The 24087-nt window shown below is 41.7% G+C and carries 21 protein-coding genes, 4 tRNA genes, 1 pseudogene and 1 other annotated feature; of the genes and pseudogenes, 15 read left to right on the forward strand and 11 right to left on the reverse strand.

All coding sequences use genetic code 11. The annotated features are described in order from the left end of the window. Nucleotides 1-141 precede the first annotated feature (141 nt). The 4 genes from C9E88_RS11135 to C9E88_RS11145 all read left to right on the forward strand — a co-directional run bounded on the left by C9E88_RS11135 (nucleotide 142) and on the right by C9E88_RS11145 (nucleotide 3992). Nucleotides 142-1284: an OmpW/AlkL family protein gene (locus tag C9E88_RS11135; RefSeq protein ID WP_106984665.1), complete on the forward strand. Its 1143-nt coding sequence runs from the start codon at nucleotides 142-144 to the stop codon at nucleotides 1282-1284. A gap of 180 nt (nucleotides 1285-1464) precedes the next feature. Next, nucleotides 1465-2679: an MFS transporter gene (locus C9E88_RS11140; RefSeq protein ID WP_106984744.1), complete on the forward strand. Its 1215-nt coding sequence runs from the start codon at nucleotides 1465-1467 to the stop codon at nucleotides 2677-2679. Further along, complete coding sequence (locus tag C9E88_RS17920) at nucleotides 2672-2806, forward strand: hypothetical protein (protein ID WP_256733394.1); 135 nt, start codon at nucleotides 2672-2674, stop codon at nucleotides 2804-2806. The genes C9E88_RS11140 and C9E88_RS17920 overlap by 8 nt, the downstream gene beginning before the upstream one ends. A 220-nt stretch (nucleotides 2807-3026) precedes the next feature. Continuing rightward, nucleotides 3027-3992, forward strand: a complete 966-nt coding sequence (locus C9E88_RS11145) for a TauD/TfdA dioxygenase family protein (protein ID WP_106984664.1) — start codon at nucleotides 3027-3029, stop codon at nucleotides 3990-3992. Nucleotides 3993-4134: 142 nt separating this feature from the next. Here the strand turns inward: C9E88_RS11145 and C9E88_RS11150 are convergent, their stop codons facing one another. After that, nucleotides 4135-5187, reverse strand: coding sequence for an alpha/beta hydrolase (locus C9E88_RS11150; protein WP_264766848.1), 1053 nt, complete (start codon nucleotides 5185-5187; stop codon nucleotides 4135-4137). A gap of 193 nt (nucleotides 5188-5380) precedes the next feature. Continuing rightward, entirely contained in the window at nucleotides 5381-6796 is a 1416-nt protein-coding gene (gene sthA / locus C9E88_RS11155; RefSeq protein ID WP_106984663.1) for a Si-specific NAD(P)(+) transhydrogenase, read from the reverse strand. 219 nt (nucleotides 6797-7015) lie between these two features. Between sthA and lipA the strand changes: the two genes are divergently transcribed. From lipA to C9E88_RS11170, 3 genes and pseudogenes are all read left to right on the forward strand, one after another. Further along, nucleotides 7016-8029, forward strand: coding sequence for a lipoyl synthase (gene lipA, locus C9E88_RS11160; protein WP_106984662.1), 1014 nt, complete (start codon nucleotides 7016-7018; stop codon nucleotides 8027-8029). A gap of 318 nt (nucleotides 8030-8347) precedes the next feature. Beyond that, nucleotides 8348-10854 (forward strand): annotated as a pseudogene (locus C9E88_RS11165) (acyl-CoA dehydrogenase). 143 nt (nucleotides 10855-10997) lie between these two features. Beyond that, complete coding sequence (locus C9E88_RS11170; protein ID WP_106984661.1) at nucleotides 10998-11384, forward strand: carboxymuconolactone decarboxylase family protein; 387 nt, start codon at nucleotides 10998-11000, stop codon at nucleotides 11382-11384. A 67-nt stretch (nucleotides 11385-11451) separates the two neighbouring features. On the opposite strand, the gene C9E88_RS11175 is transcribed toward C9E88_RS11170, so the two are convergent. The 9 genes from C9E88_RS11175 to C9E88_RS11215 all read right to left on the reverse strand — a co-directional run bounded on the left by C9E88_RS11175 (nucleotide 11452) and on the right by C9E88_RS11215 (nucleotide 19512). Next, nucleotides 11452-12288 carry an NAD(P)-dependent oxidoreductase gene (locus C9E88_RS11175; protein ID WP_252149965.1) on the reverse strand — a complete coding sequence of 279 codons (837 nt, stop codon included), beginning with the start codon at nucleotides 12286-12288 and terminating at the stop codon, nucleotides 11452-11454. Between the two features lie 45 nt (nucleotides 12289-12333). Beyond that, nucleotides 12334-13695 (reverse strand): pyrimidine utilization transport protein G, encoded by a 1362-nt coding sequence (gene rutG / locus C9E88_RS11180; protein ID WP_106984659.1) that lies wholly within the window; start codon nucleotides 13693-13695, stop codon nucleotides 12334-12336. A 31-nt stretch (nucleotides 13696-13726) separates the two neighbouring features. Next, nucleotides 13727-14227, reverse strand: a complete 501-nt coding sequence (rutF, locus tag C9E88_RS11185) for an NADH-dependent FMN reductase RutF (protein ID WP_227865946.1) — start codon at nucleotides 14225-14227, stop codon at nucleotides 13727-13729. A 159-nt stretch (nucleotides 14228-14386) separates the two neighbouring features. Beyond that, a complete protein-coding gene (gene rutC / locus C9E88_RS11190) occupies nucleotides 14387-14767 on the reverse strand; it encodes a pyrimidine utilization protein C (protein ID WP_106984657.1) in 381 nt (126 codons plus the stop codon). A 24-nt stretch (nucleotides 14768-14791) separates the two neighbouring features. Then, nucleotides 14792-15547 (reverse strand): pyrimidine utilization protein B, encoded by a 756-nt coding sequence (rutB, locus tag C9E88_RS11195; RefSeq protein ID WP_106984656.1) that lies wholly within the window; start codon nucleotides 15545-15547, stop codon nucleotides 14792-14794. Continuing rightward, the gene (gene rutA / locus C9E88_RS11200) at nucleotides 15544-16659 is read right to left on the reverse strand and encodes a pyrimidine utilization protein A (protein ID WP_106984655.1); all 1116 of its coding nucleotides are present in this window, start codon (nucleotides 16657-16659) and stop codon (nucleotides 15544-15546) included. Before rutA ends, rutB begins: the two co-directional genes overlap by 4 nt. A gap of 350 nt (nucleotides 16660-17009) precedes the next feature. Continuing rightward, nucleotides 17010-17804, reverse strand: a complete 795-nt coding sequence (rutD, locus tag C9E88_RS11205; protein WP_106984654.1) for a pyrimidine utilization protein D — start codon at nucleotides 17802-17804, stop codon at nucleotides 17010-17012. 89 nt (nucleotides 17805-17893) lie between these two features. After that, entirely contained in the window at nucleotides 17894-18151 is a 258-nt protein-coding gene (locus C9E88_RS11210) for a hypothetical protein (RefSeq protein ID WP_106984653.1), read from the reverse strand. Nucleotides 18152-18327: 176 nt separating this feature from the next. Next, complete coding sequence (locus C9E88_RS11215) at nucleotides 18328-19512, reverse strand: trypsin-like peptidase domain-containing protein (protein WP_106984652.1); 1185 nt, start codon at nucleotides 19510-19512, stop codon at nucleotides 18328-18330. 173 nt (nucleotides 19513-19685) lie between these two features. On the opposite strand from C9E88_RS11215, the gene C9E88_RS11220 reads away from it, so the two are divergent. The 8 genes from C9E88_RS11220 (at nucleotide 19686) to C9E88_RS11255 (ending at nucleotide 24085) form a co-directional block, all read left to right on the forward strand. After that, a complete protein-coding gene (locus C9E88_RS11220; protein WP_106984651.1) occupies nucleotides 19686-20444 on the forward strand; it encodes a Nif3-like dinuclear metal center hexameric protein in 759 nt (252 codons plus the stop codon). A 159-nt stretch (nucleotides 20445-20603) separates the two neighbouring features. Next, a complete protein-coding gene (locus tag C9E88_RS11225; protein ID WP_106984742.1) occupies nucleotides 20604-21230 on the forward strand; it encodes a superoxide dismutase in 627 nt (208 codons plus the stop codon). A 172-nt stretch (nucleotides 21231-21402) separates the two neighbouring features. Next, nucleotides 21403-22622, forward strand: a protein-coding gene (locus tag C9E88_RS11230; protein WP_155687864.1) for an IS3 family transposase whose coding sequence is annotated in 2 segments (ribosomal slippage) — nucleotides 21403-21679 and nucleotides 21679-22622 — 1221 coding nt in all. Because the reading frame shifts where the segments join, the coding sequence is not laid out codon by codon here. After that, nucleotides 21678-21794 (forward strand) — a sequence feature (AL1L pseudoknot). It overlaps the preceding gene by 117 nt. Nucleotides 22623-22786: 164 nt before the next feature. After that, nucleotides 22787-22862 (forward strand) — tRNA-Asn (locus tag C9E88_RS11235). A gap of 5 nt (nucleotides 22863-22867) precedes the next feature. Next, nucleotides 22868-22943: transfer RNA gene (locus tag C9E88_RS11240), tRNA-Asn, on the forward strand. Between the two features lie 348 nt (nucleotides 22944-23291). Beyond that, nucleotides 23292-23367: transfer RNA gene (locus C9E88_RS11245), tRNA-Asn, on the forward strand. A 222-nt stretch (nucleotides 23368-23589) separates the two neighbouring features. Beyond that, nucleotides 23590-23895, forward strand: coding sequence for a hypothetical protein (locus C9E88_RS11250; RefSeq protein ID WP_106986311.1), 306 nt, complete (start codon nucleotides 23590-23592; stop codon nucleotides 23893-23895). Nucleotides 23896-24009: 114 nt separating this feature from the next. Next, nucleotides 24010-24085, forward strand: a tRNA-Asn gene (locus C9E88_RS11255). Nucleotides 24086-24087 lie beyond the last annotated feature (2 nt).

Below are 24087 nucleotides of genomic sequence, written 5' to 3' on the forward strand. Positions count from 1 at the left end.
CAAAAAATACCACATAAATGCGTTGTTTTAACAGGAGAACTACTTAATCATTCGCTTTAAGAAACAATAAATTAATCACGTTATTTGCATAATGCAAACTTAGAAAAATTATTAGCAATATACGGACACGGAGTCCTGACAATGAATAAAACATTATTATGTATCGCCACATCTTGCATGACTTTGCCTATGCTTGCACATGCAGAATCCCCTTACTTTAGCTTCAAAGATGGCAATGGATTTAAGCGTTTTTCTGTTTCAGTCGGCGCATTGCATGTGATGCCACAAGGTAAAGCACAGCCATTTCAGGTCAATACCATTGTTGATGAAGGTACAAAGGCGAAAGTTGGCGACGTATTGGGTAGTTCCGTGGTTGATGCCATTGATACATCGGTCAGTGGCGCCTCAACCAAAAAAACTTTGCTTTCTACACTGCTCAAAAGTGAAGAAGCCATTCTAAACACAGGAATTACTCAACAAGGTTTAGTGTCATTTAAAGGCACTGATGGCAAACAGTACCTCAAAGGTAGCGTAGCAGGCGAAGCTGAAATTGATGGCTTATCTGCTTGGAGTAACCCTGGGACAGGTTTAGAAGCCGATAGCGTAACTACACTCGGCATTATGACCAACTACTTTTTTACCGATAATCTTTCCTTAGAAATGAAAGCTGGGATTCCGCCTAAGGTCGATTTAAATGGTACAGGTAAAATTTATGCACCGCTCAGCGGGGTTGCTACACCAAGTAGTGTAGGTTCAATTTTAGGTGATTTACCACTGAAAAAAGACATTGAAATTACAGATTTAGCTGCACATGGTGCTGCCGCTTCTGCACGTGCATGGACACCTGCTGCTGAGTTGCAATATCACTTTGGTAAAACGGGCGTAAACAAATTCCGCCCTTATGTAGGCGTCGGTGTCATGTATGCTTATTTTAATGAGCTAGAAATGAACCCACAAATTAAGCAAGATTTGGTTAACGCTGGCCACATGATTGCCAATATTAAAGATGGAAAAGCAGGTGCCGCGCTTGATGGCAAACCAAGTAGTGCGAATCCTCAAGTCGATTTAGAAGCCTCTAGTGCTTTCGCACCTGTTGCAACTGTTGGTTTTACTTATGACTTTAATGACAAATGGTTTGCTGTAGGCTCTGTGTCTTATGCTCATCTAAAAGGTGATACAACAATTACGGTCAGTGATGCAACCAAAGGCGAACTTATTCGCTCTACAGCAGATATCGACATTAACCCTATTTTGGCATACGCAGGTGTAGGCATACGCTTCTAAGCTAAATGCCCTTCTGCTCTAATCTAAGTTAGCTCATCAACAAGACAGCACCTGCTGTCTTGTTTGATTTTTATGACAAACTCGCATAACAAAATTTTATCATCAGGTGAAATTTAATTAATCCCTTCACACACTGTATTGGCTTAAAATAACGATATTATTTTCATAATGACCATGCCAATGACAGATACTCGATTTTCCAAGCCTCTGATTTATATGTTAATTGGTAGTGCATTTATTTTGGCTTTGTCCTTAGGGATTCGCCATGGCTTTGGATTATATTTGGTCCCAATGAGCCATGAATTTGGCTGGGGGCACAATGTTTTTAGCCTTGCGATTGCCATGCAAAACCTCATTTGGGGTGCAGTTCAGCCCATTACAGGTGCATTTGCCGACAAATATGGTAGCAAGGTTGTAGTAGCTATTGGTGGCGTACTGTATGTCATTGGCTTACTCCTTATGGCGATTAGCTCCACTGGGCTTTTGTTAAATCTGAGCGTTGGCTTAATTTTAGGTTTAGCACTCTCAGCAACCTCTTTTCCTGTTTTATTGTCTGCTGTAGGGCGTGCAGCCCCGCCTGAAAAGCGTAGTCTTGCCATGGGGATTGCCAGTGCAGCGGGTTCATTTGGGCAATTTATTATGCTTCCATCAACCCTATTGCTATTGCAGCATATCGGTTGGTCAGTGGCTCTGGTGGTCAGTGCCATTTTGGTTGCACTCATTGTTCCTTTGGCTTGGATGCTTAAAGCACCTATTTATGTCGACCCAAATGCTTCTGCGCAAAGTCCGCATCTGAGCTTAAGCTTTAAACAAATTTTAGTCATTGCAAAACAGCACAAGCCTTTTTGGTTTCTCTCTTTGGGTTTCTTTGTCTGTGGTTTCCAAGTGGTGTTTATTGGGATCCATTTACCCGGCTATTTAAGCGATCACGGCTACAATGCCACCACAGGTACAATCTTTCTGGCCTTGGTTGGGCTATTTAATATTGTAGGCACATACGGCGCAGGCTGGTTAGGTGGCAAATATTCTAAGCCTCATTTGCTGATGTTGTTATATGGTTTACGGGGTATCGCAATTATCGGGTTTTTATTGTTGCCTTTAAGCACATGGACAATTTATGCCTTTGGTGTCACGATGGGCTTATTGTGGTTATCTACAGTCCCTTTAACCAATGGTATTGTGGCCAATATGTTCGGAGTTAAATATTTAACCATGCTCAGCGGTATTGTATTTTTCACCCATCAAGTTGGCTCATTTTTTGGCGGTTGGCTGGGTGGCCTGAACCATGACATGACAGGCAACTACAATATGGTGTGGGCTTTTTCCATTCTACTGAGTGTGTTTGGTGTATTGGTGCATTTCTGGGTTACTGAGGACACTGTCGTTCATGAATAATTCAATGTTTTGGCTCAAACTTTCAATTTCAGCAGGTATTGCAGTGCTATTTGGTCTTTCCATTATTTTATGGATGCAAACCCCTGCCTTGTTTAATGACTTCCAACAAGCTTTTTGTGCGCATTAATTCAATTTAGCAAAAAAAAACCTAGCTAAAAGATGTCAAAAACTTGACATTTTTTAGCTGTTTTTAAGGATATTTTTGCAAGAAAGACTAAAAGAAAATAAATCATTAACTTAAGATATTTTTTTTCATTTTTCATAAACTTATCTTATTTTTTAATTTCTCAACCTCCATGATATTTCATAGATTTTGTTTATCCAAATACAACATCTGTGAAATAAAAATGACAGCGTTAACCCAACTTTCTCAAGCAATACACGATGCCCCTCGTTGGCACCAAGCAGATCAATTTCAAAACCCAGCAGACATCCAAATTGTACCCTTAACAGGTGAGGCACTCGGTGCCGAAGTCTATGGCCTAGATGCAAAAAAAGCACAAGCAGGCGAAACAATTTATCGCCTAAAGCAAGCCTTGGCTGAGCATCTGATTTTAATTTTTAAACAGCAAAGTTTAGATGATCTTCAGTACCTTGCTTTTGCCAGTTACTTTGGTTCAATCTTTCGCCCAAGTGCCGACACACCAGTCTTGGCGACGCAAAAAGAAACAGGCACTCCACCAGATGTCGTCCCTGTGTCCAACGCAGTCGGTCAAGGTGACTATACTGGCCACGGTGAACTAACGCCACATGCTGATCATCAATGGACACCTCTGCCTTCCTTTGGCTCTTTACTTTATGCCATTGAACTGCCACAAGATGGTGGCCAAACCTCTTGGTATAACACCATTAAAGCCTATGATGCCTTAGATGACGCAACTAAACAGCATATTGATCAGCTACAGCTCATTACCTATAACCCTTTTGTCCGTATTGCACAAAACAAAGTACAAGATCCAAGTGCAGGTTATGGCGTATTTCCACGCTATCGTTTTAAAGACCAACCAATTGTTGGCGATGCCTATGCCCACCCACTGGTGAGAGTCCATCCAGAATCAGGCCGTAAAGCACTTTGGCTCAGCACGCATAATGAAGTTGAGCTGGTCAATTATGATGATCAAGCAGGAAGTGAGCTGATTGCACAATTACGTGAGCATCTATTAAAACCTGAGTTTCGTTATGAGCATCAATGGTCAACGGGAGATATTGTATTTTGGGACAATCAAGTCACTTTGCATTCACGCCGTCCATTTCCATCGGAGCAACGCCGTTTGCTTAAACGTATTAGCTTAGCTGGAGGTCGTCCGTTTTAATGCTTTAGCATTCAATCTCATGTGCAATAAAAACAAGCTAAAACAATAAGAAATATTTCAATCCGCGCGCACCATACAGTAAAACAATAACCATCCTGTATGGTGCTTAATTTTTTAATTCTTTATTTTTTAAATCTGCATTTTATTTCGCATTGGCTTTATAAAATGCGTCAATAGCATTTACCATTTGATTTAATCCTGGTTGCTCTAAAGGATAATGCCCTGCATTTTTTAAAATGACTGTTTTTACAGGTACATGCTGAATCCGCTGCAAAAATAGCTCACTCAGGGCAAGTGGCGTCCAACGGTCCTTCTCTGGCTGTGTTAATAAGATTGGCGCGACCTTAAAGTCTTCAGGTGCAATGGCGGGCGTATAATTTAAATACGAATCTAAAAAAGCCACCGAAACCGTATTACCTGCAGAGCTTTTATCGGCCAAAAATACATCTAATGCTTGCGGGTTATTCACCAAAGCTGACATTTTACTCACCCAACGAATGGGAATTTTTGTATTTTTAAAAGCTGATTTAGACGTCCAACTTGCGGTCGTCGAACCGACACGGCTCATCCATTTATTTATGGAAATTTGATCTCTCACTTCAAGGTTTTGTGGGTCTAAAAACGTCATCCCCGCAATGGCTTTAATATGTTTATTTTCTGCTGCTACATCGTAGGCCAGCTTCCCACCTGCACTTAATCCATAAAGAACAATGGGACGGCTGTCTTGAGCTTGCTCATTTACAATCAGTTCATGACCTACCTGCACCCAATCGTCATATAAAATATTAATACCAGCGCCAACCTGTGTCATACCATAGCCTGGCAAATCAATCGCAATGACCTCATAACCACGCTTAGCGAGCTGTCCACCTAAAACCAAATTAAGTTGGCGCCCATTGGTTCCCACCCCATGAAATAAAATGACTTTGATTTTAGCTTTAGGATTACGAAACGTATCTAAATGAATATTATGACCTTGCCATGCCCACCATTCCTCTGTGGGTAAATGATTGGGGCTTAATTGAAATTCTTTGGGTAAGAACTGTTCTATCTCTTGCCATGCATGTTGCTGACTATAAGTCATTTGCATTGGGTCTTTGACTTTCGTTTTAGCCATGGCTGTATTTGCACAGATCAACTCTAATAACATTAGACACAGCACACCCCATGATGCTAAACGTATTTTATCCGTCATCTATGACCTATCCAATTCTATTTATACCGATCGATCTATCCATACTATTTTTTCCATCGCATTTGTACGATGTAATTTTTATGCACTTTTCGTGTTTTTTTAGTGAAGCTAAGTCAATTTTTCTTGGCTTAAACATCTAAATAAAAGGCATAAAAAAAACCCGCCGTAGCGGATTCTTTTAGATAAGCTAGACTTAGAACAAACGGTTCATACCATTTAAGGTTGCCACACGGTAAGCTTCCGCCATCGTTGGGTAGTTAAATGTTGTTTCTACAAAATACTTAATGGTATTGTTCGGACTGTTCATCACAGCCTGACCAATATGGATAATTTCGGCTGCGTTATTACCAAAGCAATGTACGCCCAAAATTTCCAAAGTATCACGGTGGAACAGAATCTTTAATTCGCCCACTGTATCGCCCGTAATTTGCGCACGTGCCAAATGACGGAAAGACGCCTGACCCACTTCGTAAGGAATTTTTTCTTCAGTTAACTGTTGTTCAGTTTTACCAATTGAAGAAATTTCCGGAATAGTATAAATACCTGTCGGGATAGACGTTACAGGTTTTAAGCCTTCTTCGCCGCTCATGTTTCCGCCTGCATTACGACCTTGGTCATAAGCAGCAGAAGCCAGTGATGGCCAGCCAATCACGTCACCTGCAGCATAGATATTTTCAACTTCGGTTTGGTATTGCTCATTCACCGTCAATTGACCACGGCTATTTGGTTTTAAGCCCACGTTTTCTAGACCTAAACCATCAGTATTACCTGAACGACCGTTACACCACAAAATCGCATCAGCTTTAATTTTCTTACCACTTTGTGTATGCATCACAACATGATCATCAAAGGTTTCTAAGAATTCGATTTGCTCGTTATGACGGATTAATACACCTTGTTCACGCAAGTGATAAGACAATGCATCTGAAATTTCGTCATCCAAATAGCTCAGAAGCTTGTGCTGCGTGTTGATCAAATCAACTTTATGGTCTAGACCAATAAAGATTGATGCATATTCACAGCCAATCACCCCTGCGCCGTAAATAATGATTTTCTTAATTGAGAAATCTAGATCCAAAATTTTGTCTGAATCAAATACACGTGGATGGTTAAAATCTAAAATATCTGGACGGTATGGACGCGAACCTGTTGCAATCACTAATTGTTGGAAAACAAGCGTTTCTGTCATGCCGTCAGCACTAAATACCATCACGGTATTTTTGTCTTGTACGTATGCACGACCATGATAGATATCAATTTTATTGCGATCATAAAAACGTGAGTGCGTATCAACTTGAAGTTGAATCACTTTGTGTGCATTACGAAGCACTTGCTTCATAGTGAACTGTTTCCATTCACCCACTTTTTGGAACATTGGATCACGCTGGTAGCGAATAATGCTCGATACGGTTTGACGTAAAGCTTTACTTGGAATCGTACCTACATGTGTACAGTTACCGCCAAGTTGCTCACGCATATCCACAATCGCGACGCGCTTACCAGATTTCGCAAGTTTCATTGCAGCGCCTTCACCCGCAGGGCCCGAGCCGAGAACTACCGCATCGTACTTCACGAAATTCCCACTAACGACCTCTTTTTTACGTGGCATTCAACGCTCCTTAAAAAATCAAAAAATTCAAAAATGCTTCTTTCTGGCCTATATTATGACGCAAATATTGTGCTTTTGCTGTATTTAGCTCACACATATTAGATGATAACAACATTTTTTAAATGAATATCGTTTTTCCCCCATTTAAGCTTAACTCGGCTATAATATTGTGACTTATTTTCGTATCTCTCCCCGTCTGAAACAGTGGAAAAGTTGAATATGTCTGAAAACCGTAAACCTGAACAGGGTGTCAAACTTCGTGGCGCAGAAAAAGTCGCTCGTATACCTGTAAAAGTTATTCCTACGGTTGAAACGCCACGTAAGCCAGACTGGATCCGTGTAAAAATGTCTGCACCAGAAGAAGTGCAGCGCATTAAAACCACATTACGTGCCCAAAAATTACATACCGTATGTGAAGAAGCAGCTTGCCCGAATTTACCTGAATGTTTTGGTGGTGGTACTGCAACATTTATGATCATGGGCGATATTTGTACGCGTCGTTGCCCATTCTGTGACGTGGCCCATGGCCGTCCAAATGCGCTTGATCCTGATGAACCGCGCCACATGGCAGAAACAATTTCAAATTTAGGTTTGAAATATGCCGTAATCACCTCTGTAGACCGTGACGATTTACTCGATGGTGGTGCACAGCACTTTGTAGATTGTATTAAAGAAACACGTGAACTTAGCCCCAAAACACTTTTAGAAATTTTGGTGCCAGATTTCCGTGGCCGTATGGATATTGCGCTTCGCATTATGACTGAGTGCCCGCCAGATGTGTTTAACCACAACATCGAAACGGTGCCTCGTCTATACAAAGCAATGCGTCCAGGTTCTGACTACCAGCACTCTTTAGACTTGCTCAAAATGTTTAAAGAATACTGCCCTGATGTGCCAACAAAATGTGGTTTGATGGTGGGTATTGGCGAAACTGAAGAAGAAGTGATTGCACTTTTAGATGATCTTCGTGCACACGATGTCGACTACGTAACAATTGGTCAATATCTACAGCCGTCTAAAGAACATGCCCCTATTGACCGCTTTGTAACACCTGAAGAATTTGAACGCTACACAGCGCATGGCCAAAAACTTGGCTTCAAAAATATTTGGGCAGCGCCAATGGTTCGTTCAAGCTACTTTGCAGACCGTCAATATTACGGCGAGCCTGTACCAGCTGTACGTCGTAAAACTGATCCTGCTAAAAAAATTGCTGTGCAAACGATTGAAGCTTAATGTTTTAAGTTTCTTTAAAGCACACTAAATATAAAAGCCCTCTGATATAGAGGGCTTTTATATTGCGCATGAATTACTTACTGCAAGGCCAACACAGCCTAATTACCTAAAAATACATTTCTAAAACATAAAAATATTGTGTAACGCTCATTTTTTATTCAGCCTTAAAACATACATTTTTGCTCTGCCAGATTTTGAGCATTAAGTCTTTATAACTGCACGACATAATATATTTAAAACAACAGCACATTGTTTTTTAGTCCTTAAATGTGACCGTGCTGATGCACTATCAGGCGTAAGCCAAAGGAGCACAGTTCTATGCTATTTCTGCTTTGCATTATTTTACTGATTGCAGCCTTATGGGCTATTTTCTTTTTTGAGCTCTCTCGTATTGCTGGCAGTGCCACGCTAATCATACTGTCTTTAATTGTAGCGTGGGTCAGCCCTTGGTCACTTTTGTTGGGTTTAGCGCTAATCCTCATTAGCTTGCTGGTACTTATTGAGCCATTACGTATGCGCTTTATTAGCCAACCAGCTTATAAAACCCTAGCCAATGCCATGCCTAGCATGAGTAGCACAGAACGTGAAGCTTTGGATGCGGGTACCAGTTGGTGGGAAAAAGAATTGTTTATGGAAGCGCCAGATTGGAAAAAATTTGATGCTTATCCCTATCCAGAGCTCAGCGCAGAAGAACAAAGTTTTTTAGACAATGAAGTCGAGCAACTTTGTAAGATGGTCAATGAATGGGACATTCATCATCAATATAAAGATTTGCCCCTGAAGCATGGCAGTTTATTAAAGATAACGGATTTTTAGGACTGATTATTCCCAAAGAATACGGTGGCCGTGAGTTCAGCTCTTTTGCGCAAAGCCGTATTATGAGCAAAATCGCTTCACGCTCATTAACAACAGCTGTCAGCTGCATGGTGCCAAACTCGCTTGGCCCAGGTGAATTATTGTTGCACTACGGTACAGATGAACAAAAAGATCGCTATTTACCCGGCTTAGCCAAAGGAACAGAAATACCTTGTTTTGGTCTAACTAGCCCAGAAGCTGGTTCAGATGCAGGTGCAATACCTGATACTGGCGTGGTGTGTTATGGCGAATATGAAGGCCAGCAAGTGCTGGGCTTAAAAATGAATTTCTCCAAACGTTGGATTACCTTAGCCCCAGTAGCCACCGTAATTGGCTTAGCATTTAAGCTATACGACCCAGAGCATCTGCTTGGAGATACAGCAAAAATAGATTACGGCATAACCTGTGCACTTTTACCTGCAAACCATGATGGTGTAAAAACTGGTGCACGCCACAATCCAGGCTCACCGTTTATGAATAGTACCGTTGAGGGTAAAGATGTATTTATACCATTAGACTGGATTATCGGCGGGGTCAAAAATGCAGGCAAAGGCTGGCGTATGCTGATGGAATGCCTTGCAGTAGGTCGTGGTATTTCTCTACCCGCTTTGTCTACGGCGGCTAGTGAAATGAGTTATTTAAATGTTGGGGCATTTGCCAAAGTTCGCCAGCAGTTCAAAATCTCTGTGGGCAAGTTTGAAGGCGTACAAGAAGCATCCAGTGATATTGCCAGCGATGCTTATATGTTGGAAGCTTTCCGCTATATGGTGACGTGTGGCTTAAACCAAGGTGGCAAACCTGCTGTCATGACTGCCATGGCCAAATACTATGCCACTGAAACCATGCGCCGTGTAGTCAATCACGGCATGGATATTGTTGGCGGTCGTGCCGTACAGCATGGTCCACGCAACTTTCTAGCACTAAACTATCAAGCCATTCCTGTCTCAATCACTGTAGAAGGCGCCAATATTCTGAGTCGCTCACTCATGATCTTTGGACAAGGTTCCATGCGTTGTCATCCCTATTTATATGAAGAACTGCAACTACTGCAAGCAGAAGACAGTTCGTCGGCTTTAGCTGAGTTTGACACATTATTGTTTAAGCATTTGGCTTATACCTTTAACCGTACCGCACGCGCCTTTGCTTATGGCTTTACTGGCGGCTCGAGCCAAGCCTCTGAACATGTTGATGAATTTACAGCACCTTATTACAAAACCATTAATCGCTTGAGTGCGGACTTTGCACTTACTGCAGACATGTGCCTCGGCTTACTGGCAGGCGATATTAAACGTAAAGAAATGCTCTCAGGACGTTTAGCAGATATGCATTCATATATGTTTATAGCCACCTCAATTTTAAAATTTTACGAACATGGTTCAAAAACTGAAGATGAACAGCTGCATGCACAATTGGCATTAGATAAAGCGCTGTATCAGGCCCAAGAAGCTTTTTATGGCCTGTTTGAAAATTTCCCAATCCGCCCAGCAGCAATGTTAGTGAAATTCATCTGCTTCCCATTTGGTCGTCCACTCAACAAACCAAGCGACGAGTTAAAAAGAAAGGTGGCCGAAGCATTTATGCAAGACAATGCATTCCGTCAGCAACTAAAACAGCATGTGCACTATTCTGTAGAAGCACATGATGTGAATGGACGGATGGAGGCTGCATTTTTACAATTGCTCAGCATTGAACCGCTATGGGATAAATTTAAAAAAGCAGAATCGAAAGGTCAATTTAAAGGTCTAAGTTTTGAAGAACACCTTGCAGATGCTGAAGCCACTGGGTTTATCAGCGCAGAAGAAGCGCAAAAGCTGAAAGCCTATAACATTCAGCGTTATGACAGCATGCTGACTGATATTTTTGATACTGAGCTTAAGCATGAGTTGGAACTGGATAACCCGCATGCTCAAGCTGATCACGTAAATAAAAAACAGGCAGAAGATGAACCTGAAGCGTTTTTAAGGTTCTAAATTGCATCTTTTAAGTGTTGTTTAAAGGTCTAAAATTCAGCAGCCATCCGCTGCTGAATTTTTAGGTCTAAGACCATCAGCCAATGGTTTCGCCCAAAGATAGGTATAGGCTATAGATGTAAAATAAAATATAGAGGGTAAAAATGTCTCAGCAAGATTATGAAAATGGTTTAAAAGTACGTATCGAAGTCATGGGTGACAGCTTTGTCAAACGCGCACAAGACAATACTGTGCCGTTTACTCAACCTTTGCAGGACTGGATTAATGAACATGCTTGGGGCTCAACATGGCAACGTGAAGGCGTTTTACCGCGTAAATACCGCTCGCTAATTACCATTGCATTTTTAACTGCACAAAAAAGCCCAACTGAACTAAAAGGCCATGTCCGTGGCGCACTCAATAACGGCGCAACAGTAGAAGAAATTCAGGAAGTGCTACTGCATAGCCTGCCATACTGCGGTGCACCAGCAACTCAAGAAGCTTTTCGTGCGGCTTTAGAAGTGATTAACGAATACCAAAAAGCGGAATAAAGCGCTGCTAAAAATTATAAAAAACCGCAGCTGACTGCGGTTTTTTAATTTCTGATTTTCAAATTCTTTAAGATAATTCAATTTGATTGATTTTCTCTAAGCTCTGCACAGCAGCTGAAAAATCTAAAGACTGCGCTTGTGATTTTTCAATTAAGGCAAACTGCTCTTGCATCATACGCATGGCTGGCAGCTGAAGCTGTTCCTGCTGAATTAAATCAATAGCGATGCCAATATCTTTTTGCAGTAAATCCAATGCGAAAGTTTTATTGAAGCTACGGTTTAACACACGCTGCGCCATAATATTTTCCGACATGCTGCTTTTGCCGCTGGAATGGTTAATGCAGCTCAGTGCAGAAGCTAAATCGACGCCTTTCGATTTCAATACCGTTAAGCCTTCTGCCAATGCCCATAGATGCGTCGCCATCAGCGTATTGTTGACCGCCTTTACAGCAAAGCCTGCGCCACTGCCACCAACGTGTTCTATCAAGCCTGCAAAAGCTTGAATGACAGGTTTCGCTTGCTCAAAAGCGAGTACATCACCGCCCACCATCACTGTTAGCGTACCTTTTTCTGCGCCAATGGTCTGACCCGAAACTGGTGCATCTAAATAAGCAGAGCCTAACTGAGCCAAAACATCACTTAACTTTTGCGCTGACTCAGGCACGCCACTGGTACAGTCAATCCAGAAACTGCCCGACTTTGGCGGATGCGATGCAATGAGCTGTTCCACATCTGCACTGGTTGGCAGGCAAGAAATAATAAAATCTGCCTGAACCGCTTGTTCAATACTGACTGCCTGAGTTAAAAAAGTGGTTGCATGTTGCTTCGCTTTTTCTTCTGTACGGTTCCAGACCAACACCTCTAAACCTGTTTTAGGCAGATGGGAAGCCATGTGCCAGCCCATTGCGCCTAAACCAATAAATGCCACAGTTCGTTTCAAAGTCATCTCCTAGTGATGCGCTGCTGCTGGCGCTGAATCATCTTTAGATTCTGCAGACACAGCAGGTACATCTTTTTCTTCACCGCGGTTCAGCATAAAGTTCAAGAAAATGGCAGCCAATGTCGCTGTACCAATACCGCCTAAATCAAAACTGCCAATATGCAAGCTGAAGTTACCTGCTCCCATAATCAAACTGACTGCAGCAATAATCAAAGTGCTGTTTTTACTAAAATCAACTTTATGATCAATCCAAATTTTTGCACCAGCAATGGTGATTAAGCCGAAGACCACAATGGATGCCCCGCCCAGTAAAGCTACTGGAATTGTGCTGATCACGGCGCCAAACTTTGGTGACAATCCAAGCAATACAGCAAATACACCAGCGACGACAAACACTGTAGTTGAATACACTTTGGTAACGGCCATTACACCAATGTTTTCAGCATAGGTCGTCATGCCTGTACCGCCGACAGAAGCCGACATAGTGGTACATACACCATCCGCTAAAAATGCACGGCCCATGTATGGGTCAAGGTTCTTGCCAGTCATGGCAGAAACTGCTTTGAAATGGCCTAAATTTTCTGCCACTAAAATCAAAGCAACAGGTGCAATCAGCAGCATGGCATTGGCTTCAAATACTGGCGCATGGAATGTTGGTAAACCGAACCACGCCGCATTTGAAATCGCTGCAAAATCAATAGGCTTGCCAAAACCCATCACATTGGTCAGCAAGAAATACACCGTATAAGCAGCCACAAGGCCTAACAAGAGCAATAAACGGCGCACCATACCGCGGGTAAATACCGCGACCGCGCTGATACATAAAATGGTGACCACCGCCATCCACATATCAAAATTATTTGCAGACACGCTTTTAATCGTTACGGGTGCCAAATTCAAACCGATGATCATCACAATCGCGCCCGTGACAATCGGCGGCATCAGCTTTTCAATCCATGCTGTCCCTGTTTTCATCACCACAAGGCCAATAGCTGCATAAATTAAACCGCAGGCAATCGTGCCCCCCAAAGCCAATGCAATATTCGGGTTTGAACCTACCCCGCTATAACCAGTTGCTGCAGCCACGGCACCAATAAAAGCAAAGCTTGATCCCAAATAGCTTGGCATGCGTCCGCCAGTCATAAGGAAAAATAAAATTGTGCCGATGCCCGTAATAAAAATCGTGAGGTTTGGATCAAAACCCATCAGCAAGGGAGCCAGCACAGTCGCGCCAAACATGGCGAACGCATGCTGCAGGCCCAAGACCATGCTCTTTGAAGGGGGTAAGTATTCGTCAGTTTGTACTGGCGTTGTATCTAGATTGCCTGTGTAAGGCTTAAATTTCGGAAACCACGGTTCTTTTGTATTCATTCGGCTCCCCTCCTTCAGATGGGACGGATATTTATGAGTTCATAGGTTGAGGTTCACAATAGCTACGGTTGAAATACATCAAGGCATTCGCGCCTTCTTGACACTGCATGGCTTTTACTTCGCAAATCAGTACATCATGGCTCCCCACAGACATGCTCTGTACCACCTCGCAATCAAAAGACACCAAAGCGTCTTCTAAAACAGGCGCTTGCGTTGTTAATGTGCGCCAAACACCATGCGAGAAACGTTCCAGCATTGGGGTTTTACCGCCAAAAATATTTGAAAGATGACTTTGCTGCGCATTCAGTGTATTTACACATAGCACCTTATTGGCTTTAAAGGTTTCAAAGACGGACGCCGAGCGGTTTAAACACACTAGCAATGTCGGAGGCGTATCCGTCACACTGCACACCGCAGATGCTGTAAAGCCTGCTTGGCCAGCGTCGCCTTGAGTGGTAATCACATTGACTGCCGCACCTAAATTCGACATGCCCTGTCTAAATCTTGCCTGATCCACTTGTTCAATCACCATAGCTGTATTGACCGCATCTTCTGCTAAGGCAGGTACATGCTGTTTTGAAAATGCGCTCATCATTTCTGTTGCATTGATCTTGCTATTCATCGCCTTCTCCACAGGCTCGGATGCTAAGCAGTTCTGGCTTAGGCACCTCAGCCTTCATTCAATTCATTTTTATACATGCGCAATCGATGCTATTTCGACCAAAGCTTCTGGCTTTACCAACCCAGTCTGTACGCAGTAGCGCGCCGGCTTATCCCCTGGGAAATATTCAGCATAGACCGTATTGAAAGCGGCATAATCCGCCCAGTCTTTAAGGAAAATATGGTTAAAGGTCACGTCATCCATTGTGCCGCCTGCGGTTTCCAGCACTTTTTTAATGGTTTCTAAAATATGCCGCGCTTGGCCTGCACAATCTCCGACATGCACCACATTATTATGTTCATCAAATGCTAAAGTGCCTGATACATAAACAATATTGTCTGCTTTAGTTGCAGGTACAAATGGCGCAAGCGGTTTAGCTGTTCCTGCTGGCACAATAATTTCTTTAGGCATGTTTCGTTCTCCAATTCCTATTATTTATGCTGTTTTGTCTAGTTGTGCTTTAGGCTGAAATGTTTCAACAAAGTTCGCTGTGTCCGATACCCAGCCAAAGAATGTTTTAATGTTGAACAGACTTGCTTCATGGGCTTCTTTCGGCCCTGCTTGATAACAAGCATCGTTTAAAGCCACGCCAAAATACTCAAGGAAGAAACCGTCACGCAGTGTCGACTCCACACAGACATTGGTCGCTATGCCGACGAACACAAGGTTACGAATCCCTCGGCAACGCAGCATGCTGTCCAATGCTGTATTGAAAAATCCGCTGTAGCGTGGCTTTTCAATCACAAGGTCTTGAGGCAATGGCTGTAGCTCATCAATCAGTTCAAAATCCCAATGACCTTTGGCCAGTAAAGTACCTTGCAATTCAGGTTTTTTACGCATGGTTTTTAAGGCATTGGATTTGTGAAAATTAGGCGAATCGGCCCCACCTGCTTCACGGTATTGCTCATCCCAGCCATTTTTAAAATAAATCACTTGAATGCCGGCAACATGCGCTGCATCAACTGCTTTTTGAATGTTTTCAACCACAGGTTTTGTTTTAGAGACATCAAAGCCTGCTAAGTCCAAATAGCCACCCTGTGATGTATAGGCATTTTGCATATCAATCACAATCAGCGCCGTTTGCTCAGGTGCAAGCATGATGGACTCTGGCTCAGCCATAAGGCATTTTCCTGTGCCTGCTTTTGCAGTGAAATTGCTGCAGACTGTCTCTTTAGATTTAAGCTCAATCATGCTGATTTCTCCAAAACAGCAAGTGGTGCTGGATCTGCATCAACCACAATGTCTTGGCGGCATTTCATTAAGGGCTGTACTTTTTGACCAAAATCTTCAACACCTTGAATAAAATCATCAAAGGTCAGCAAAATGCCTTCTGTACCCTTAATTTCACCAATCTCATCCAGCATTTTTGCAATATTTTCAAATGAACCCACGAGCGTGCCCATATTGATATTCACTGGTGAAACACTGGATGCCATTTGACGGATATTGGTATCTGCACCAGACGTCGTATCTTTACCGCCTTGATTCATCAGCCAATTAATGGCTTCCATATCTGCGCCGTCGTTATAGCTTTGCCATTTTGCAAAAGCTTCTTCATCTGTTTCAGCTGCAATCACCATAAACAACACATAGGTCTGTACATCACGGCCTGTTGCATCTGTATGGGTTTTTAAACGGTCATTAATGTCTGCGTATGCTGTAGGTGTATTTAAACCCTTGCCGAATACAAAATTGTAATCTGCGTATTGTGCTGAAAATGCTAAGCCCGCATCAGACTGACCCGCACAGATAATTTTCATATCTGCTTGCGGTGTTGGGCTTACACGGCAATCTTCCATTTGGAAATGCTCACCCTTAAAGTCCGATTTGCCTGTCGCCCAAAGTTCACGCAGGACTTGTACATATTCAGACAAATATTCATAACGTTTGCCAAAGTATTCATCGCCCGGCCACATACCCATTTGCGTATATTCAGGCGCTTGCCAGCCTGTCACTACGTTTAAGCCAAAACGACCATTGGAAATAGAATCAATGGTCGATGCCATACGTGCCACAATTGCAGGCGGCATAACCAATGTGGCAGCAGTCGCATAAATTTTAATTTTGCTGGTTACTGCAGCCAAACCCGCCATTAAAGTAAATGTTTCTAAGTTATGATCCCAAAATTCTGTTTTACCGCCAAAACCGCGCAGCTTAATCATGGATAATGCGAAGTCAAAACCATAATGTTCTGCACGCTGCACGATTTGTTTATTCATCTCAAAACTAGGTTTGTACTGTGGCGCATTTTCAGAAAGTAGCCAGCCATTATTGCCAATTGGACAGAAGACACCGATTTTCATAGACACCGCCTCTTTTTACATTTTGATAAAAAATAGCTGTTTTTCGTCAGCCTAAAACTTAAATAGATTCTTAATGGATATTTAGCAAATGCTGTGCCAAATTTATTATTATATTTAATATCAAGTACTTATTATTTTTTTATTTTACTTTTTAGTAAAAAATAAAATAAACCATGTGATCTATTTTAGGTAGTGCTGTTTTAAAACGGTGCGTGTTTCGAACTAAGAAATTACCAGCTTAAAAATATTATTGGATATTTTTCACTCAATATATATTTTTACTAACCATTAAAAAACCCGAATAATTATTCGAGTTTTTTTGGTGTTAACTCAGTTTTTTAATTGCTAGGCTACAGTAAAAAATCCAGCACAGCCTGATTAATAATTTCTGTCTGAGTATGTGTAGATGCATGCGCCCCTTCTGCAAAAATACTCAGTTCACCATGCCCAATGTGCTGTTTTAAATCCGTTGATTTTTGTACAGGTACTAAAAAATCATCTTGATTGGCCACATAATGCATGCGGGTCTGTTCCAAGGCATCAACATGCGCCTGTGTGACTTTAAACTGCTGTAGCGCGTTTAAACGTGCGAGAACGTTCTCCTTGAGCGGGAAATTAGCCAGCTGTGCATTTTCGGCCTGTGACAGTTGTTCGATATGCTCCGAAATCCACTGCGGTGGGTACAGAAACAGCGCCTGAGCCCGTACATAGGCTTCTGCACCGCTATTTAACAATAGACTGATTCGAGCTTGGAAGCATTTTTGCGTATGCGGGTCTAATTCATTCCATGCATTAATCGGCGTTAAGCTTTTCATTATTAAGGGCAGATTTTGCTGTGCAATTAACCGCGCCAGCTCTATGCCGATATGCCCGCCTAGCGCATGTCCGACCACATGAAAGGTCTGAATTTTTGCGTCGAATAGAATATTCAGCAGCTGCTGCGCCAGATGCTGCATGCTGTATGGTTGTGGCAAATGCGCTGCACCTGCATGACAGCCTTCTTGGTCATATAAAACCACATGAAAGTGCTGTTGAAATGCGTGCAGCTGTGGCTGCCAAAAAGCGCCATGACCACCTAAGCCTGAAGAAAAAACCACATAATCTGCATTTGGATTATGTATACAAGGATGAATCTGATAATGCATTGAACGGCCTGTGCTTTCATAAATATTTTACCATTCAGCAAAATATGTGCCTATTCAATACTATTTCAATTTGCAACTTAGCGATCGTTTTAAATCCAGTACACATTTAAGCTATAAAAGAACTCATTTACCTCAAAGCGTACTTGATACCCCATTTGAGTTAATTCCGCAGACAGCGCACGAATTTGGTCTAAAGGTAAGTGCTTTGGCAATACCGTAAACACCGCAGTATTGCCCTGCTTCGCATTACTTTCTATTTGCTGTGCTAATCGTATTTTGTACTGCTCAATATTTAAATTGGCATGTATAGAAAACTCTTTCGCTTCTTTTGCACTAATAAAACTCATTTTATTCTCTGCTGTTGTTATTTTGACTTAAACATAGCGTAGCTCGATTTTATTTTCATCGCTTATTTTGCAACCAAAACTTACATAAGCTGTTATTTTTATTACTGAGTTTATAGGGCTATTTTTAACCATTAAGCAAAAAAGCACCTTTTCAGGTGCTTTTAGTGTGAATCACTTTAACGCGGTAATGGAATATACTGCGCATCAGAATTCTGGTTTTGTACTTGGCGCTCTGTCACCACAACATTTAAAGTCATTGGCTTGCCATCGCGCTCAATTGACACTTGTATTGTGCTGTTCGGTGCTTGCATCGCGACATAATTAATTAAGTAAGAAGCTGAGCCAATCTGCTCATCATTGACTTTCAATATTTTATCGCCTTTTTGGAAGCCAGCCTTATCCGCTGGACCATTTTTCTGTACATTCGCTACAACCACACCAGGTGCCTTGGTCTCAAAAACATTATCCTGAGAAACCGCTTGTAAGCTAATGCCCATATAGCCACGTACCACGCGACCATCTTTTAAAATCGCATTCATAATTTGTTGGCAAATTTTTGCTGGAATCGCAAAACCAATTCCAAGTGATCCGCCCGATTGCGAGAAGATCGCCGTATTTACACCAATCAAATTACCTGCCACATCAATTAAAGCACCGCCTGAGTTGCCGGGATTAATTGCAGCATCGGTTTGAATAAAATCTTCATAGGTATTAATCCCTAGATCAGAACGACCAGTGGCAGAAATAATCCCCTGTGTTACGGTTTGGCCCACACCGAATGGATTACCAATAGCAAGTACAACATCGCCTACTTCATTACCACTTAATTTAAATGGCAATACAGGCAAATTATTTAATTCAATTTTAATCACAGCCAAATCTGTGTCTGGATCTGTACCAATGACTTTAGCAGATGCGCGTCGGCCGTCACGTAAAGCCACCACGATTTGATCCGCCTGAGCAATGACATGGTTATTCGTCAAAATATAACCATCTGGGCGTACAATCACACCAGAACCTAAGCTATTTTCATTTGGGTCTTGGCTTTGGCCATCTGGCAATTGATTACCAAAAAATTCTCGAAAAGCAGGATCATTCAGCAAAGGATGATCTAATTGTTTCACTTTTTGAGTGGTAAAAATATTCACCACTGCTGGCGCGGCTACTTTAACAGCTGCACTATAAGACACCACACCACCTGTACGCGTTGTATCAATAAGTGGTTCTAGCTTTTCTGCAGGCATTTTTATCCCATCAGCCGCCACAGGCGCTTTAGGTTTTTGTAATTGATGCCAACCGAAAAAACCTATAATCACAATTATGAGTAACACCCAAGGTAACCACGTAAAGGTCCGGCGCACGCTTATATCCTCTAAAATATTTTTAATTTATTTGATGACTCAGTCATTTAGCTCATATTGTAATGCAAAAAATGCTGTTCTTATTAAAATAAACACAGAGTTTTGTCATGCTTTAGTTACAATTAAACGCATATAGTGACCGCTGAAATACTGCGAATTTTAAAGAGATGTTTATGGCGCAATTAAACGAAATTATTCAATGGTGTGATCAAACTTTAAAATCTCGTGAATTTAAAGATTACGCACCCAACGGCCTACAAATTGAAGGTAAAGCTGAAGTACATAAAATTCTGTGTGCAGTGACTGCATCTCAAGATGCCATTGATGCTGCTATTGCTGCTGGTGCAGATATGCTTTTAGTCCATCATGGCTATTTTTGGAAAGGTGAAGCCTACCCAATTACAGGCATGCGTGGAAAACGCATTAAGAGCTTAATTCAAAATGACATCTCATTGGTGGGTTATCACTTACCTTTAGATAGTCACCCGACACTTGGTAATAATACGGCCATTGCAGACATTTTAGAACTGCAAAATATTGAAGCGCTTGACCCAACTGAGCGCAACCCGATTGGCAATATTGGCTATCTTGCAAAAGCAATGTCGCCTGAAGCATTTAAGCAGTTGCTGTCGGAACGTTTAGGTTTTGACGCAATACACTTGCCTGCGGATAAAACCAGCATTCAAAAAGTCGGCTTCTGTACAGGTGGCGCGCAAGATTATATTTCTAAAGCCTTTGAGCAAGGCTGTGATGCGTATATTTCAGGTGAAGTCAGTGAACGTACTTTTTATGAAGCGAAAGAGTTAGGCGTCCACTACTATGCTTGTGGCCACCATGCGACTGAGCGTTATGGTGTGCAGCGCCTTGGAAAAGCTATTTCAGAACAATTCAATATTGAGTATAGTTATTTCGAATTAAACAATCCGATTTAATTTTTCAAATAAGCCTGTTTTTGACATTTGGCCTTATACGTTTAATTTCGAGCTTTATTCTGTATTCTTATTTATAAGCAATGCGCAATTTGACTCGATTATCTATTACAATAAGTGCACTTAATGTCAAAACCCAGCAAAATGCAAGGAATTGAAAACATGACAACGATTACTTTACCAGCGTTACCATACGGTTACGAAGATCTTGCTCCACACATCAGCAAAGAAACTTTAGAATTCCACCACGACAAGCATCACAACACTTATGTTGTTAACTTGAACAACCTAATTGCTGGTACAGACCTTGAAGGCAAATCTTTAGAAGAAATCATCACAGCTGTAGCTGGCGATGCTTCTAAAGCTGGCGTATTCAACAATGCTGCGCAAGTTTGGAACCACACTTTCTACTGGAACTGTATGGCTAAAAACGGCGGCGGTAAAGCTACTGGCGCTTTGGCTACTAAAATTGACGAAGCTTTCGGTTCTTACGAAAAATTCGCTGAAGAGTTTGCAGCGGCAGCTACAACTCAATTCGGTTCAGGCTGGGCTTGGTTAGTTGCTGATGAAGTAAACGGCAACCTTTCTATCCTTAAAACTTCAAATGCTGACACGCCACTTGCTCACGGTAAAGTTGCTGTGTTGACGATTGACGTTTGGGAACACGCTTACTACATCGATTTCCGTAACGCTCGTCCTAAGTACATCTCTACTTTCCTTGAAAGCCTAGTGAACTGGGACTATGCAAATGCTAAATACGCTGGCCAAGCTGCTGGTGTTGAAAAATAAGATCTTTTGATTTTATTTCAGCATAAAAAAATCACCCTGAATGGGTGATTTTTTTATGGGTTAAGTAAATCTAAAAAAATTGTGAAACATGGTCTATTTATTGATCATGGAACGTGGCAAACTGAACCGTACCGGGTTTGTCGGAGAGTCAATATTCTGAGAGACTATCCCGATGACAAAATTAAAATATGCCCCTGAAATCAGAGAAAGAGCGGTTCAATTATTGATTGAATCTGAAAAAGATTATCCATCGAATTGGGCTGCGATCACCGCTATTGCTCCCAAGATAGGTTGTACTCCTGAAACACTACGTGTTTGGTATCAAAAATATTTAGATAAACTAAATCCAGTTAAAGTACAGCAGCTTTCAGACCAAGAACGTATCAAACAACTCGAACGCGAAAATAAAGAACTGCAACGCGCCAATGAGATTCTACGTAAAGCAGCCGCTTTTTTCGCCCAGGCGGAACTCGACCGCCCACACAAATAATGGTGGATTTTATCCATAATAATAAAGAGCTGTACGGAGTCGAGGCGATTTGTAGAATTTTACCGATCGCACCCTCAACCTATTACCGGACTCTAGATCTCTGCGAAAACCCAGAACATCGAGCAAAGCGAGATCTACATGACTTGCATCATGCTGAACAAATTAAACGAATTTGGAAGGAAAGTTCAGGTCGATATGGTGTACGTAAAGTTTGGCAAAAACTGAAACGTGAAGGCTATATTATTGCACGCTGTACAGTTGCTCGATTGATGCAAAAGCTAGGTATACAAGGTGTTTGGCGAGGTAAGAATAAACAAACTACCCATAGCCGAGATGATCAAAAACGAGCAGATGACTTGGTGAAACGCAATTTTAGTGCTGATCACCCTGACCAGCTGTGGGTCGCTGACTTTACGTATATTCAAACAAATTCAGGCTGGGTCTATACCGCCTTTATTATTGATGTGTTCTCGCGAGCAATTGTTGGATGGAAAGTATCAACACGGATGAATACAGACATGGTGCTCGATGCACTGGAGCAAGCATTGCATGATCGAGGCATGCCAAAGAACGTGATTCATCATAGTGACAGAGGTGTGCAATATCTTTCCATTCGTTATACCAATCGTTTAGAAGCAGCAAATTTACGAGCATCAGTCGGTACGACCGGTGATTCATACGATAATGCTTTGGCTGAAACAGTGAATGGGTTATACAAAACAGAGGTGATTGAATATTTAAAAGCAGACTGGCAAGGTTTAGCGGATGTACAACTTGCGACATTAAATTGGGTAGATTGGTTCAACAAAAAGCGTGTACACAGCGCATTGGGTTATGTATCGCCTTTTGAGTTTGAAGCAATGTACTATGATAAGATTAACCCGTTAGGTCACGTGGCCTAACTTAAATAAAAATGTCTCCGACAAACCCGGTACGGTTCAAAAGCTTAAAAGAATCAATAAATAAGCAATTATCAAATCTTTGGATAATAAAAAAACATTTAAGTACTTAATCTTCCATTTTTACTTGACCGCTTTAGCTTTCATCCCTAAAATGCGCATCAGATTCTCCAATAGCTCAGTCGGTAGAGCGACGGACTGTTAATCCGCAGGTCCCTGGTTCGAGCCCAGGTTGGAGAGCCATCTATTCTTCCATAGCTCAGTCGGTAGAGCGACGGACTGTTAATCCGCAGGTCCCTGGTTCGAGCCCAGGTGGAAGAGCCAGATTCTAAAAAGCCCACTCATTACGAAGTGGGCTTTTTTATACCTAAAATTTATTGCCCTTATAACAATAATATTTACACTCAATTATGGCACTCATGGATTAGTTCAATCTGCTTATGCATAAATTATGACTTAGATTTCCATACAACACACATAACTTACAATTGGTAAGTAGCTAACTAAAAAATAAATTTCATAATTAAAGCTTAATCCAATATAAAAACATCAATATTAATGCTCAGATTTTACCTTCTTGCCTGTTTTTAAATCATTTAATCTTAAAATATTGCTTTTTTTTATTTACACCCTTGACCCATTCAGCTTTGCCACATAGAATGCGTCTCAGATTCTCCCATAGCTCAGTCGGTAGAGCGACGGACTGTTAATCCGCAGGTCCCTGGTTCGAGCCCAGGTGGGAGAGCCAAATTCAAAAAAGCCCAAGCATTTAAGCCTTGGGCTTTTTTATTGCCTAGCACTTTCCCCCTACTTTAAATACTTCCGTTTCTTATAAAATGCAGCCTATTATTTTATAGATCACTACTCCCTCCAAAGCCATCCATACAACCCAAACGCTGTATTTTCTGCTTTCATCTACACGCTATTCGCTATACCTTAAAGCCATACAGACTTTATAAGGAGAATAAAAATGGAACTTCCATGGCTGAAATCTATGATTTTTTGGACCATCTTAATTATTGCGGTGTTAGGGATTTTTCAATGCACGCAACGCTCTGAAAATAATAAACAAGCCTCTAACCAAATGTATGAGCGCTTATATCAATGCACAAAAGAGCTACCAATCACGCAAAAAACAACACTTAGAACCATTCAAAGCCAAATTCACCCTCAAATGAAGCAACAAGAATTAATGACACTAATTGCAAGCTGTCGTAAAGTTACACCTTCACAAAGTGCTGATGCTTATGTGAATGCCATTAAAAATCTTTCTTAAAAATATTAAATTGAGCATTTTGACTACTTTTAAGACACTTAATTCAATTTTGACTGTTTTTCCTAATCAATGACTTGACCAAAGCACGTTTGCCACATAGAATTCCTTTCAGATTCTCCCATAGCTCAGTCGGTAGAGCGACGGACTGTTAATCCGCAGGTCCCTGGTTCGAGCCCAGGTGGGAGAGCCAAG

The sequence above is a fragment of the Acinetobacter cumulans genome (assembly GCF_003024525.3).
GTDB lineage: Bacteria > Pseudomonadota > Gammaproteobacteria > Pseudomonadales > Moraxellaceae > Acinetobacter > Acinetobacter cumulans.

Coding starts and splice junctions, on each gene's coding strand:
- C9E88_RS11135 (WP_106984665.1), top strand. CDS start 142: ATGAATAAAACATTATTATGTATCGCCACATCTTGCATGACTTTGCCT.
- C9E88_RS11140 (WP_106984744.1), top strand. CDS start 1,465: ATGACAGATACTCGATTTTCCAAGCCTCTGATTTATATGTTAATTGGT.
- C9E88_RS17920 (WP_256733394.1), top strand. CDS start 2,672: ATGAATAATTCAATGTTTTGGCTCAAACTTTCAATTTCAGCAGGTATT.
- C9E88_RS11145 (WP_106984664.1), top strand. CDS start 3,027: ATGACAGCGTTAACCCAACTTTCTCAAGCAATACACGATGCCCCTCGT.
- C9E88_RS11150 (WP_264766848.1), bottom strand. CDS start 5,187: ATGACGGATAAAATACGTTTAGCATCATGGGGTGTGCTGTGTCTAATG.
- sthA (WP_106984663.1), bottom strand. CDS start 6,796: ATGCCACGTAAAAAAGAGGTCGTTAGTGGGAATTTCGTGAAGTACGAT.
- lipA (WP_106984662.1), top strand. CDS start 7,016: ATGTCTGAAAACCGTAAACCTGAACAGGGTGTCAAACTTCGTGGCGCA.
- C9E88_RS11170 (WP_106984661.1), top strand. CDS start 10,998: ATGTCTCAGCAAGATTATGAAAATGGTTTAAAAGTACGTATCGAAGTC.
- C9E88_RS11175 (WP_252149965.1), bottom strand. CDS start 12,288: ATGGGCTGGCACATGGCTTCCCATCTGCCTAAAACAGGTTTAGAGGTG.
- rutG (WP_106984659.1), bottom strand. CDS start 13,695: ATGAATACAAAAGAACCGTGGTTTCCGAAATTTAAGCCTTACACAGGC.
- rutF (WP_227865946.1), bottom strand. CDS start 14,227: ATGGTGATTGAACAAGTGGATCAGGCAAGATTTAGACAGGGCATGTCG.
- rutC (WP_106984657.1), bottom strand. CDS start 14,767: ATGCCTAAAGAAATTATTGTGCCAGCAGGAACAGCTAAACCGCTTGCG.
- rutB (WP_106984656.1), bottom strand. CDS start 15,547: ATGATTGAGCTTAAATCTAAAGAGACAGTCTGCAGCAATTTCACTGCA.
- rutA (WP_106984655.1), bottom strand. CDS start 16,659: ATGAAAATCGGTGTCTTCTGTCCAATTGGCAATAATGGCTGGCTACTT.
- rutD (WP_106984654.1), bottom strand. CDS start 17,804: ATGCATTATCAGATTCATCCTTGTATACATAATCCAAATGCAGATTAT.
- C9E88_RS11210 (WP_106984653.1), bottom strand. CDS start 18,151: ATGAGTTTTATTAGTGCAAAAGAAGCGAAAGAGTTTTCTATACATGCC.
- C9E88_RS11220 (WP_106984651.1), top strand. CDS start 19,686: ATGGCGCAATTAAACGAAATTATTCAATGGTGTGATCAAACTTTAAAA.
- C9E88_RS11225 (WP_106984742.1), top strand. CDS start 20,604: ATGACAACGATTACTTTACCAGCGTTACCATACGGTTACGAAGATCTT.
- C9E88_RS11250 (WP_106986311.1), top strand. CDS start 23,590: ATGGAACTTCCATGGCTGAAATCTATGATTTTTTGGACCATCTTAATT.